The sequence below is a fragment of the Azospirillum sp. UENF 211521 genome (assembly GCF_058780535.1).
The window spans coordinates 607671-619575 of the sequence record NZ_JBSNCF010000002.1; the positions used below are offsets into that span (position 1 = coordinate 607671).

10 protein-coding genes are annotated in these 11905 nt (G+C 69.4%); 2 read left to right on the forward strand and 8 right to left on the reverse strand.

Features of this window, described 5'->3' with window-relative positions; genetic code table 11:
• Positions 1–3: 3 nt before the first annotated feature.
• From ACWPN5_RS19440 to ACWPN5_RS19475, 8 genes are all read right to left on the reverse strand, one after another.
• Positions 4–783, reverse strand: a complete 780-nt coding sequence (locus ACWPN5_RS19440) for a LamB/YcsF family protein (RefSeq protein WP_145680590.1) — start codon at positions 781–783, stop codon at positions 4–6.
• Positions 780–1877: a 5-oxoprolinase subunit C family protein gene (locus ACWPN5_RS19445; protein ID WP_492296931.1), complete on the reverse strand. Its 1098-nt coding sequence runs from the start codon at positions 1875–1877 to the stop codon at positions 780–782. Before ACWPN5_RS19445 ends, ACWPN5_RS19440 begins: the two co-directional genes overlap by 4 nt.
• Positions 1874–2596 carry a 5-oxoprolinase subunit PxpB gene (gene pxpB / locus ACWPN5_RS19450; protein WP_492296933.1) on the reverse strand — a complete coding sequence of 241 codons (723 nt, stop codon included), beginning with the start codon at positions 2594–2596 and terminating at the stop codon, positions 1874–1876. Before pxpB ends, ACWPN5_RS19445 begins: the two co-directional genes overlap by 4 nt.
• Positions 2597–2607: 11 nt before the next feature.
• Positions 2608–3909, reverse strand: a complete 1302-nt coding sequence (locus tag ACWPN5_RS19455) for a TRAP transporter large permease (protein ID WP_492296934.1) — start codon at positions 3907–3909, stop codon at positions 2608–2610.
• A 3-nt stretch (positions 3910–3912) separates the two neighbouring features.
• Complete coding sequence (locus tag ACWPN5_RS19460) at positions 3913–4422, reverse strand: TRAP transporter small permease (RefSeq protein WP_492296936.1); 510 nt, start codon at positions 4420–4422, stop codon at positions 3913–3915.
• 156 nt (positions 4423–4578) lie between these two features.
• Positions 4579–5565: a TRAP transporter substrate-binding protein gene (locus ACWPN5_RS19465; protein WP_492296937.1), complete on the reverse strand. Its 987-nt coding sequence runs from the start codon at positions 5563–5565 to the stop codon at positions 4579–4581.
• 20 nt (positions 5566–5585) lie between these two features.
• Complete coding sequence (locus tag ACWPN5_RS19470) at positions 5586–6431, reverse strand: putative hydro-lyase (RefSeq protein WP_145680596.1); 846 nt, start codon at positions 6429–6431, stop codon at positions 5586–5588.
• Between the two features lie 43 nt (positions 6432–6474).
• Positions 6475–7437: a LysR family transcriptional regulator gene (locus ACWPN5_RS19475; RefSeq protein WP_492296939.1), complete on the reverse strand. Its 963-nt coding sequence runs from the start codon at positions 7435–7437 to the stop codon at positions 6475–6477.
• A 163-nt stretch (positions 7438–7600) separates the two neighbouring features.
• Here ACWPN5_RS19475 and ACWPN5_RS19480 point away from each other — a divergent pair, with 163 nt between their 5' ends.
• Together ACWPN5_RS19480 and ACWPN5_RS19485 are read left to right on the forward strand one after the other, a co-directional pair.
• A complete protein-coding gene (locus ACWPN5_RS19480; RefSeq protein WP_247888071.1) occupies positions 7601–8785 on the forward strand; it encodes an efflux RND transporter periplasmic adaptor subunit in 1185 nt (394 codons plus the stop codon).
• A complete protein-coding gene (locus ACWPN5_RS19485; RefSeq protein WP_492296940.1) occupies positions 8782–11904 on the forward strand; it encodes an efflux RND transporter permease subunit in 3123 nt (1040 codons plus the stop codon). Before ACWPN5_RS19480 ends, ACWPN5_RS19485 begins: the two co-directional genes overlap by 4 nt.
• The last annotated feature ends 1 nt before the right edge of the window (position 11905 follow it).

An 11905-nucleotide genomic window follows, 5' to 3' on the forward strand; every position in this document is an offset into this window, starting at 1 on the left:
CTTTTAGAAGCGGTCGCGCAGGTCCGGCAGGGGGACGATGCGGACCCCCTTGGCCTCCAGCGTGCGGCGCAGGTTCCCGGCCATGGCGACCGCGCTCGGCTCGTCGCCGTGGACGCAGACGGAATGCACGGTGCAGGGGATGCGCGTGCCGGTGACCGACAGGATCACCCCCTCCTCGAGCATGCGCAGAACGTTGGCGGCCGCCACGTCCGGGTCGTGGACCATCGCGCCGGGCTGGCCGCGCGGCACGAGGTTGCCGTTGTCGTCGTAGGCGCGGTCGGCGAAGACCTCCTCCGCCGTGGGCAGGCCCAGCGTCCGCCCGGCCCGCGCCATTTCCGACCCGGCGGTTGCAAGGTAGATCAGGTTGGGATCGACGCCCTTGATCGCCCGCCCGATCGCCAGGGCCAGCCCCTCGTCGACCGCCGCCATGTTGTTCAGCGCGCCGTGCGCCTTCACATGGGTGACCGCGCCGCCGCTGGCGGCGGCGACGCCCATCAGCGCGCCGATCTGATAGGCGACCATCGCCTCGACCTCCGCCGCCGACATCCGCAGCGGGCGGCGCCCGAAGCCCTGGAGATCGGGGTAGGAGGGGTGGGCGCCCAGGCTGACGCCCTTGGCGACCGCGTTCCGGACGGTCCGCGTCATCACCAGCGGATCGCCGGCGTGGAAGCCGCAGGCGATGTTGGCGGAGGCGACGATGCCGAGCATGGAGTCGTCGTCGCCGATGTCGTAGGCGCCGAAACCCTCGCCCAGGTCGGCGTTCAGGTTCACGGTGATGGTCATGGTGCCCTCCCGCACATCTCTTCTCGGTTCAGGATGTCGCCGTTGCCGTTGACGATGTCGACGACCCCGGACACGAGGTTTTCCGCATAGAGCGCCTCCAGATCGACGCCGCCCGCCGGGCGCACCGGGCGGATGGCGCGGATCCAGGCGACGATGGTCTGTTCCTGGCGCCGCCGGATGGCCTCCGCCTCCTCCACCGTGACGGCCCGGAAGCTGAGGGTGCCGCCGGGGCTCAGCCGGCCGACGCGGGGCAGGTCGGCGGAGATCACCGTGGCGATCTTGGCGTAGCCGCCCGCCGTCTGGTGGTCGTTCAGCAGAAGGATCGGCTGACCGTTGCCCGGAACCTGGATCGAGCCGGTGACCAGCCCGTCCGACGGAATGTCGGCGGAGCCGGTGTGGGCGAGCGCCGGCCCGTCGAGACGCAGGCCCATGCGGTCGGCATCCTTGCCGACGCGATAGGTCGCCGACAGGAAGGTCTCCACCGCCTCCGCCGTGAAGCGGTCCTCCTGGGGGCCAAGCACCACCCGCACCGGCCCGCCGCCATAGTCGGGCGGTTCCGGCAGCTCCACGTCGGTGCCCGGTGGGGCGTCGTTGCGGTTGAGCGGCAGGCGCGCCCCGTCGCCCAGCGGCTTGCCGCCGAGCGGCCCGATGCCGGCGCGCACATAGGTGGACAGGCTGCCCAGGAAGGGCTCCAGCGCGAAGCCGCCGGCCACCGCCAGATAGGCCACCGCTGCCCCGGTGACGGCGCCCAGCTTCAGCACGTCGCCGCGCGCCAGCGTGTGGCTGCGGTGGGGTTCCAGCGGCTGCGGCGATTGCCCTTCGCGTTCCAGACTCAGCGCCATCGGGCCGACGACGGCGACGCGCACGCCGTCAGCCTCCACCTTCAGGGCGGGGCCGAGCAGGGCGATCTCCACCCCCGCGGTGCCCGCCGGGTTGCCGACCAGCGCGTTGGCGAGGCGCAGGGCGATGGGATCGAGCGCGCCGGCCACCGGCATGCCGAGTTCCTGATGGCCGAAGCGGCCGAGGTCTTGGATGGTGGCGAACAGCCCCGGCCGGACGATGGTGAGGCAGGGGGTAGGGGAGGGCGCGCTCATGACGCGGCCCTCAGCGTGTCGGGATCGAAGCGGCCGGCGGCGGCGGCGGCCGACAGCGCGTCGAAGCGGGCGCGGTCCACCGCCTCGAACCGCACCCGGTCGCCGGCGGCGAGCAGGACCGGGGCAGGGCGGGCGCCGTCGTAGAGCGGCACCGGGCAGCGCCCGATCAGGTGCCAGCCGCCGGGGCTCTCCCAAGGATAAACGGTGGTCAGCCGCCCGGCGGTGGCGACGGAACCCGCCGGCACGCGGACCCGCGGCTCGCTGCGCCGCGGTTTCTCCAGTTCGGCCGGCAGGTCGCCCATGTAGGCGAAGCCCGGCATGAAGCCCAGCATGTAGACGAAATACTCGGTCGACCCGTGGAGGTCGATCAGCCGCTCCGCCGACAGGCCGAGCGAGGCGGACAGTTCCGCGAGGTCCGGTCCCAACTCCGCGTCGTAGCAGACGGGCAGGCGCCACAGGGCGCCTTCGGCCGGCGCGTCCCCGGCGTGGGCCAGTTCCGCCTCGACGGCGGCCTGGACATCCCGGCGGCTGGTGACCGCTGGGTCGTAGACGACCTGGAGCGAACGGAAGGTTGGCACCGTCTCCACCAGACCCGGCAGCGCGGCGGCCTTCAGCCGGGCGTGCAGGGCCATGACGCGGGCGTTGGTCGGGCGATCGATGCCCTCGCCGAACTCCACGTTGAAGGCCGTGTCGCCCGCTGTGGTGAAACGGACGTCCATGATGCCGCTCCTCACCCGATCATCAGCGAGGGCAGCCACGTCACCATGCCCGGGAAGATCCAGAGCAGGGCCACCATGACGATCATCATCAGGAAGAAGGGCAGGCTGGCCTTGGCGATGGTGAAGATGTTCTTGCCCGTCATCGATTGCAGGACGAACAGGTTGAATCCCACCGGCGGGGTGATCTGGGCCATCTCCACCACGATGATGATGTAGATGCCGAACCACAGCAGGTCGATCCCGGCGTGCTGCACCATCGGCAGGATGACCGAGGTGGTCAGCACCACCATCGAGATACCGTCGAGGAAGCAGCCCATGACGATGAAGAACAGCGTCAGCACCACCAGCAGCGACGCGGTGGTGAGCTGCATGGAGGTGATCCATTCCGCCAGCAGGCGCGGAATGCCGGTGTAGCCCATGGCCACGGTCAGGAAGGCCGCCCCCGCCAGGATGAAGCCGATCATGCAGGAGGTGTGCGCCGCCCCCAGGACGCTGTCGCGGAAGGTTGCCCAGCTCATCGTGCCGGTAACCAGCGCCAGCAGCAGCGATCCCAGAACGCCGATGCCCGCGGCCTCGGTCGGCGTGGCGATGCCCGCGTAGATGGAACCGAGCACGCCGGCGATCAGCAGCATGACCGGGATCAGCGACCCGGTGTCGCGGATCTTCTCCATGAAGCTCTGGCGCGCCTCGCGCGGCGGCACGCGGCCGGGGTTCAGCAGGGACCAGCCGCCGACATAGAGCATGAACAGGCCGGTCAGCACGATGCCCGGGATAACGCCGGCGATGAACAGCCGGGCGATCGACACGTCCGCCGCCACGCCGTAGACGATCATGATGATCGAGGGCGGAATCAGCAGGCCCAGCGTGCCGGCGCCGGCCAGCGAGCCGACGATCATCATCGGGTCGTAGCCGCGCCGGGTCAGTTCCGGGATGGTCATCCGCCCGATGGTGGCGGCGGTCGCAGCCGAGGAGCCGGAGACGGCGGCGAAGATCGTGCAGCCGACGATGTTGACGTGCATCAACCGCCCCGGCAGCCAGCCCGTCCATGGCGCCAGTCCCTTGAACATGTCCGACGAGATTCGCGTTCGGAACAGGATCTCGCCCATCCAGATGAACAGGGGCAGGGCGGTCAGGGTCCAGCTCGTGCTGGCGCCCCAGATGTTGGTCGCCATGACCATGCCGACAGGGCGGGTGGTGAACAGCGCCATGGCGACGAAGCCGACGCCGGCGAGCGCCAGCGCCACCCAGATGCCGGTTCCCAGCATCAGGAGCATCGTCACGACGACGACGATGGAAGCGGTCGTCTGGTCCATCGGTCAGCCCTCGCTCTGCATGCCGGCGCTTTGGTAGGACGCCTCGCGCCCCTGGATCACCGCCAACAGGTCGTCCAGAAAGGCAACCACGAGGATCACCAGCCCGACGCCCATGGCGGCCTGCGGAATCCACAGCGGGATGGGCAGAACGCCCTGTCCCAGATCGCCGAAATCGTAGGAATCGTAGGTCATGCGCAGCCAGTACCACGCGAAGTAGCCGCTGAGCGCCGTGCCGAAGCCGAGGCAGAGCAGCTCCACGGCACGGCGGGGGCCGCCGCGCAGCCGGTCGACCAGGACGCCGACGCGGATGTGCGCGCCGCGGCGCAGCGCCGGACCGAGCATCAGGAAGAAGGAGGCGGCCATGCAGTAGCCGGCCAGCTCGTCGGCTCCCGGCACCATGCGGTTGGCCAGTCGGGCGAAGACCTGGGACACGATCAGCACGGCGATCAGCACCAGGAACACCGCGCCCAGGATCTCGGCGGCGCGGTAAAGGACGGTCAATGCGGTGCGCATGGCGCGACCACCTCCGGGTAGGGCGGGCGGGGGATGTCTTTTTTTTGGGGTAGCTTTGCCCCCTCCCTAACCCTCCCCCGCCTTTGGCGAGGGAGGGGATCAGTCTCCCTCTCCCGCGAAGCGGGGGAGGGTCGGGGAGGGGGCAAGGAGCGCCGCTTACTTCCGGAAGGCCGAAATGATCGCCTCGCCGTCGGCGCCGGCGGCCTTGGTCCATTCCTCGGTCATCGTCTTGCCGATGGCGGCGAAGCCGTCCTTGATCGCCGGGGACGGGGTCAGCACCTTCATGCCGTTGCCGGACAGCGTCTGGTTCAGCTCCGCCGTCTTCTTCTCCCACTCGGTCCAGCCGGTGGCCTCGGCCTTGGCGGCGGCCTGCTCGACGGCCTTCTTCGTGGCGTCGTCCAGGCCCTTCCAGACCTCGGTGCTGACAAACACCATGTTGCGCGGCAGCCAGGCCTGCACGTCGTAATAGACGTTCACGAAGTCCCACGCCTTGGTGTCAACGCCGGTGGCGGCGGAGGTCATCATGGCGGTGACGATGCCCGTGCCGAAGGCCTGCGACACTTCGGCGGCCTCGATCTTGGTCGGCACGGCGCCGGCCAACTCGGCGATGCGGGTGGTCGCCGGGTTGTAGGCGCGGAACTTCTGCCCCTTCAGGTCGGCGACGGAGCTGATCTCCTGCTTCACGTAGAGGCCCTGCGGCGGCCACGGAATCGAATAGAGGAGCTTCAGGCGCTGACGCTCCAGCTTCTTTTCCAGGTAGGGCTTGGACGCCTCGTAGAGCTTCTTCGACGCGGCGAAGTCGGTCGCCAGGAAGGGCACGGAATCGAGGCCATAGAGCGGGTCCTCGTTCGCCCAGGAGCTGATGAGCACCTCGCCGATCTGGGCCTGCCCGGACTGGACCGCGCGCTTGATCTCCGGATGCTTGACCAGCGAGCCGTTGGAATGGACGGTGATCTGGATCTTGCCGTTGGTCGCCGCCTTCACGTCCTCGGCGAACTGGCGCACCGTGATGGTGTGCAGGTTCGTGTCGGGATAGGGGGTCGGCATGTCCCAGGTCTCGGCGAAGCCCGCGACCGGGGTGGCGCAGAGGCCGATGCCGAAGGCGGCGGCGGCGAGGCGGGTCCGCAGGGTGATCGCGGTCATGGTTGGAAAGCTCCCTGTTCTTATCGAAAAAGTTGCGCGACCGAAGGGGACACGCCCTCCAGCTCGGCGTTCAGCCGGTCGGTGACCAGCATGTGGCCTGGGCTGTGGGCGATGGCGAAAGGCAGGCGGGCGGCGGCGAGCGCCATCTGGGGGGTGACCCCGCAGGCCCAGAAGACGGGGACCTCGCCGTGGGCGAGCGGAACGGCGTCGCCGAATTCCGGCCGGGCGAGGTCGCGGATGCCGAGCGCCGCCGGGTCGCCGATGTGCACCGGCGCGCCGTGCACGGCGGCGTAGCGTCCGGTCACCGCGGCGGCGCGCTCGGCCTGGGCAGGCGTCATCGGGCGCATCGACACCACCATGCGCCCGGCGAAGGGCGGAACGGCCACGCAGTCCCGGTCGGTCACGTACATCGGCACGTTGCAGCCGCGCTCGATGTGGCGGACCGGCAGGCCGGCGGCGAGCAGCGCTTCTTCAAAGGAGAAGGAGCAGCCGATGGCGAAGGCGACCAGATCGTCGCGCCAGACCGACAGCAGGTCCTCCGGCTCCTCGGCCAGAAGGCCGTCGCGGTAGACGCGGTAGCGCGGGAAGTCGGTGCGCAGGTCGAGGTCCGCGCCCAGCTCCGCGAAGCGGTGACCGCCCGGCGTCGACACGGCGAGCAGCGGGCAGGGCACGGGGTTGGCGCGGCAGAAGCGTTCGAAGGCGGGGGCCGCATCGGCGGGGACGATGGCGAGGTTCGCCTGCACATGGCCCGGCGCCAGTCCGGCGGTCGGCCCGCGATGCTCCCCCCGGCGGATCGCCAGACGCGCCAGCAGGGCGGCGGACGCGGCGCCGGTCGGGGACGGGGTGCTTGGGGTCACGGACTGCATGGCCGGCAAAACCTCGGTGACCGAACTGTTGTGTCCTAAGGGTTCACGCATCGGACCGATCCGTCAAATTTTCATTTTGGATCGTTTGCGATAAACGGCGTTTATCAGTGGGCGCCCCGTGCCGCTGCGCCCGCACGATCTCCAATGCCATATCCGCCACGATGGGCACCAGCGGGTTGTCGCTGTCCACCGGGTGGCAGATGGTGAAGTCAAGGTCGGGCAACGGGTCCTCCGCCGGGATCAGCCGCAGCAGCCCCTCGGCCAGTTCGCGCTCGATCACCGCGGGCGGAATGGCGCTGATGCCGATGCCGTCCAGGGTCATCCGCACGATGCTGGCGAGCGAGCTGTTGCCGTAGAAGCGCAGCGGCGGCAGGCCGGGCCGCTTGAACATCTGCTGGATGGCCACAGACGGCTTGGTCTGCCGGGAAAAGGTGATGACCGGATACCGCGCCAGATCGGCCAGCCCCAGCCGCCCGGCGGGGAGGTCGAGCGATGGGCTGGCCACCCAGGCCATGGAATAGCTGCTCAACGCCTCGTTGCGCATGTCCGGCTCGGCCACCGGTCCCAGCATGAAGGCGATGTCGAGGTCGTGGGCCAGCAGCCCGTTGCGCAGATGGATGGAGGTGTCGACCTCGATCTCCAGGCTGACCAGGGGGAAGCGGTTGTGCAGCCGCTCGATCAGGCGGCTGAGCCATGTGTGCACGATGGTCTCGGCCACGCCGAGCCGGATCAGCCCGCGCAGGGTCGTCGATTCGGCCACCGCGTGCACCAGCTCGGCCTGGAGCGTCAGCATCCGCTCGGCGTGGTCCAGCAGCTCCATGCCCTTCAGCGTCAGCGTCACCCGCCGCGTGCCACGGTTGAACAGCTGGACGCCCAACTCCTTTTCCAGCTGGGCGATGCGGGCCGAGATGGCCGGTTGGGTGGTGTTCAGCCGCCCGGCCGCAGCGCGGAAGCCGCCCAAACGGGCGATCCACACGAAGGCTTCCAAATTCTTTAGGTCCAGCATCGCCGAATCGCTCCGCAGCCCATACCCGCTGTTACAGTCTGTTACCAAATGGCTGTAGGATGGACATTAACCTGCAAAGCCTCTCCTGCGATAATGGGCCGCATTGCCTTATGGCGGGATGGCGCGCTCCGGCCGGACCGGGCAGCCCCACCGGGAGTTCGATGTGACGAAACGCATAGCGCTGTTTGCGCTCCTGCTGGCCGCGCTGATGGGCGGCGGTTACTGGTACACGCACCGGGCGGGCGGGGCCGACGCGCAGACGGCGAAGGCCGCCGCCCCGGCCGGACCACGCGCCCTCCCGGTGGTCATCCGCCAGGTCGAGCAGCGCGCGGTGCCGGAGCGGCTGGGCACCATCGGCTCGGTCCAGCCGGTGGCGGCCATCGCCATCAAGGCGCGCGTCGATTCGGTGGTCGAGACGGTCCACTTCACCGAGGGGCAGGAGGTGAAGGCGGGCGACCTGCTGTTCACCCTCGACTCCCGCGCCCTGGAGGCGCAGCTCCGTCAGGCCCAGGCCAATCTGGAGCGCGACCGCGCCAACCTCGACAAGGCGCGGGGCGATGTGAAGCGTTACGAGCAGCTCGTCCGCTCCAACACCGTCGCTCGCCAGCAGTATGACGCGGCGGTGGCCGCCGCCGATGCGCTGGAGGCCACGGTGAAGGCCGGGCAGGCGGCCATCGAGGCGGCCAAGGTCTCGCTCAGCTTCACCCGCATCGCCGCGCCCATGGACGGGCGCACCGGTGCGGTGAACGCCAAGCCCGGCACGATGGTCCGCGCGGCGGACGCCACGCCGCTGGTCACGCTGACCCAGCTCCGCCCGATCACCGTCGCCTTCAACGTGCCGGAACGCCACCTGCCGACCATCCGCGCGGCGATGGAGACAAGCAAGCTGTCCGTCACCGCCGGCATCCCAGGCGCTGCCGTGCCGCCCGCCGAAGGCGTTCTGAATTTCGTGGACAGCCAAGTCGATCAGCAGACCGGCACGATCCTGGTGAAGGGCCAGTTCGAAAACGCCGACACCCGGCTGTGGCCCGGACAGTTCGTCGACGTGGTGCTGACCCTGCGGGTCGAGCCGCAGGCGCTGACGCTGCCGGAGGAGGCGGTGCAGACCGGCCAGCAGGGCCGCTTCGTCTATGTGGTCAAGCCCGACGACACGGTGGAGATCCGCAACGTCGCCGTGGCGCGCAGCCAGGAGGGCATCGCCGTCATCGCCGACGGGGTGCAGGCCGGTGAGCGCGTGGTGGTGGACGGCCAGTCCCGCCTCTATCCCGGCGCCAAGGTCGCCGCCGCCAAGAACGGCGGCAAGGATGGCGCCAACGGCAAGGCTCCGCTCACCGGAGGCGCGTCATGACCCTCTCGGAACTGTGCATCCGCCGTCCGGTGATGACCATCCTGCTGACGGCGGCGCTGGTTCTGGGGGGCCTCGCCGCCTACCGCCAACTGCCCGTCGCGGCGCTGCCGCGGGTCGATTTCCCGGTCATCAACGTCTCCGCCACGCTGCCCGGCGCCAGCCCGGAAACCATGGCGGCCTCGGTCGCCAGCCCGCTGGAGCGCGAATTCTCGACCATCGCCGGCATCGACACGATCACCTCGACATCGAGCCTCGGCAACACCTCGATCACCATCCAGTTCGTCCTGGAGCGCGACATCGACGCCGCCGCCCAGGACGTGCAGGCGGCCATCGCCCGCACCCAGCGCCGTCTGCCGGCGGAGATGACCACCGCGCCCAGCTACCGCAAGGTGAACCCGGCCGACCAGCCGGTGCTGATGCTGGCCCTCTCCTCGCCGACTCTAACGCTGTCGTCGCTGAACGACTTCGCGGAAACCGCGGTCCAGCCCAAGGTCGCCACCCTGCCGGGCGTTGCCCAGGTGCAGATCTACGGCGCGCAGAAATACGCCGTGCGCGTCCAGGTGGACCCCAACGCGCTGGCCGTGCGCGGCATCGGCATCGACGAGCTTCAGAAATCGCTGGCCGCCGCCAACGCCAACACCCCGGTCGGCACGCTGTCCGGCGCCAGGCAGCAGCTCGTGCTGGCCGCCAACCCGCAGCTTCCCGACGCCGAAGCCTTCCGCGGCCTGATCGTCGCCTACCGCAACGGCGCCCCGGTCCGGCTGGGCGACGTGGCGACCGTGCTGGACAGCGTCGAGAACGCCCGCACGGCGAGCTGGCACAACGGCACCCGCGCCATCGTCATGGCCGTGCAGCGCCAACCCGACGCCAACACGGTGGACGTGGTCGACCGGGTGCGCAACCTGCTGCCCAGCTTCCGCGCGCAGCTTCCGCCCAGCGCCAAGGTCGAGGTGGTGAACGACCGCTCCACCTCGATCCGCGAGGCGGTGGAGGACGTGCAGTTCACGCTGGGCCTGACCATCGCGCTGGTCGTTCTGGTCATCTTCCTGTTCCTGCGCCGCCTGACGGCGACGATGATCCCGGCGCTGACCGTGCCGATCTCGCTGATCGCGACGGCGGGCGGGATGCATCTGATGGGCTTCTCCATCGACAACATCTCGCTGATGGCGCTGACGCTGGCGGTCGGCCTCGTCGTCGACGACGCCATCGTGATGATGGAGAACATCGTCCGCTACGTCGAAGAGGGGATGAAGCCCTTCGAGGCGGCCCTCAAGGGCTCACGGGAGATCGGCTTCACCATCATCTCGATCACCGTGTCGCTGGTGGCCGTCTTCATCCCGATCCTGCTGATGGGCGGTGTGGTCGGGCGCGTCTTCCACGAGTTCGCGCTGGTGGTGACCATGGCGATCAGCGCCTCGGCCTTCGTGGCGCTGACGCTGACGCCGATGATGTGCGCGCGCCTGCTGACCCACGAACCGCACGGTGCCAAGGAGGGCTGGTTCGGCCGCGTCCTGGAGGGCGGGTTCAGCGCGCTGCACCGCGGCTACGCCGTGACGCTGCGGATGGCGCTGAGGCACCGCCCGGTGATGGGGCTCGTGATGATCGCGACGGTGGTCGGCTCCGCCCTGCTGTTCCAGGCGATTCCCAAGGGCTTCTTCCCGACCGAGGACATCGGCCAGATCACCGTCTCGACGGAGGCCGCTCCCGACATCTCCTTCCCGGCCATGGCAGAGCGGCAGCAGGAGGTGGCGCGGATCATCCAGGCCCACCCGGCGGTGGCCGACATGACCTCGTCGGTCGCCATCGGCGGCAATTCGGTCAACACCGGCCGCATGTTCGTCGTGCTGAAGCCGCGCGCCGAGCGGCCGCCGGCCGGCGAGGTGATCCAGCAGCTCCGCCGCCAGCTCGCCGGGATTCCCGGCATGGCGGTGTACATGCAGCCGGTGCAGAATCTGCGCATCGGCGGCCGTTCGTCCAAGAACGAGTTCCAGTACACCATCCAGGGCCTGAACCCGGAGGAGCTGTACGCGTGGTCCGCAAGGCTGGAGCGGGCGATGCACGACATCCCGATCCTGCAGGACGTGACCAGCGATCTTCAGCTCAACAGCCCGCAGGCCTATGTGCATGTGGACCGCGAGAAGGCGGCGACGCTGGGGATCGGCGTCGATCAGGTGCGCTCCACCCTCTACAGCGCCTTCGGCCAGCGGCAGGTCTCGACCATCTACACGCCGACCAACGACTATCAGGTGCTGATCGAGCTGGCGCCGAAATACCAGCAGGACGACAACGCGCTGTCGCGAATCTATGTGCGCTCCGGCTCCGGCAAGCTGGTGCCGCTGGACGCCTTCGCCAGCGTGCAGCGCACCGCCGGTCCGCTGACGGTCAACCACCAGGGCCAGTTGCCCGCCGTCACCCTGTCCTTCAACGTGGCGCCGGGCCATTCGCTGGGCGAGGCGGTGAACGCCGTCCGGCAGGCGGAGATGGAGATGGCCCTGCCGCCGGGCATCACCACCGGCTTCGCCGGCACCGCCCAGGTGTTCGAGGACGCGCAGAAAAGCCAGGGACTGCTGCTGCTCGCCGCGGTTCTGGTGATCTACATCGTGCTCGGCGTGCTGTACGAGAGCTTCATCCACCCGCTGACCATCCTGTCCGGCCTGCCGTCCGCGGCCATCGGGGCGCTGGCGACGCTGATGGTGTTCGGGCAGGAGCTGAGCGTCATCGCGATCATCGGCATCCTGATGCTGATCGGCATCGTGAAGAAGAACGCGATCATGATGATCGACTTCGCCATCGACGCGCAGCGCAACCAGGGCATGACCGCGCGCGAGGCGATTGAGCAGGCCTGCCTGCTGCGCTTCCGCCCGATCATGATGACGACCATGGCGGCGATCATGGGCACCCTGCCCATCGCCGTCGCCCACGGCGCCGCCGCGGAGCTTCGCCAGCCGCTCGGCCTCGCGGTGGTCGGCGGCCTGTGCGTGTCGCAGATCCTGACGCTCTACATTACGCCGGTGCTGTTCCTCTACATGGAGGACGCTGGCAACGCCGTCTCCCGCCTGTGGAAGCGCCGTCACGGCGCCGCCCCGGAGGCGCCGCAGCCGGTGCCGGGCGCGGAATGAG

Excerpts from the sequence above, each read along its gene's own strand:
- ACWPN5_RS19485 (WP_492296940.1), top strand. The coding sequence starts at position 8,782 with ATGACCCTCTCGGAACTGTGCATCCGCCGTCCGGTGATGACCATCCTG.
- ACWPN5_RS19475 (WP_492296939.1), bottom strand. The coding sequence starts at position 7,437 with ATGCTGGACCTAAAGAATTTGGAAGCCTTCGTGTGGATCGCCCGTTTG.
- ACWPN5_RS19455 (WP_492296934.1), bottom strand. The coding sequence starts at position 3,909 with ATGGACCAGACGACCGCTTCCATCGTCGTCGTCGTGACGATGCTCCTG.
- ACWPN5_RS19445 (WP_492296931.1), bottom strand. The coding sequence starts at position 1,877 with ATGAGCGCGCCCTCCCCTACCCCCTGCCTCACCATCGTCCGGCCGGGG.
- ACWPN5_RS19465 (WP_492296937.1), bottom strand. The coding sequence starts at position 5,565 with ATGACCGCGATCACCCTGCGGACCCGCCTCGCCGCCGCCGCCTTCGGC.
- pxpB (WP_492296933.1), bottom strand. The coding sequence starts at position 2,596 with ATGGACGTCCGTTTCACCACAGCGGGCGACACGGCCTTCAACGTGGAG.
- ACWPN5_RS19460 (WP_492296936.1), bottom strand. The coding sequence starts at position 4,422 with ATGCGCACCGCATTGACCGTCCTTTACCGCGCCGCCGAGATCCTGGGC.
- ACWPN5_RS19470 (WP_145680596.1), bottom strand. The coding sequence starts at position 6,431 with ATGCAGTCCGTGACCCCAAGCACCCCGTCCCCGACCGGCGCCGCGTCC.
- ACWPN5_RS19440 (WP_145680590.1), bottom strand. The coding sequence starts at position 783 with ATGACCATCACCGTGAACCTGAACGCCGACCTGGGCGAGGGTTTCGGC.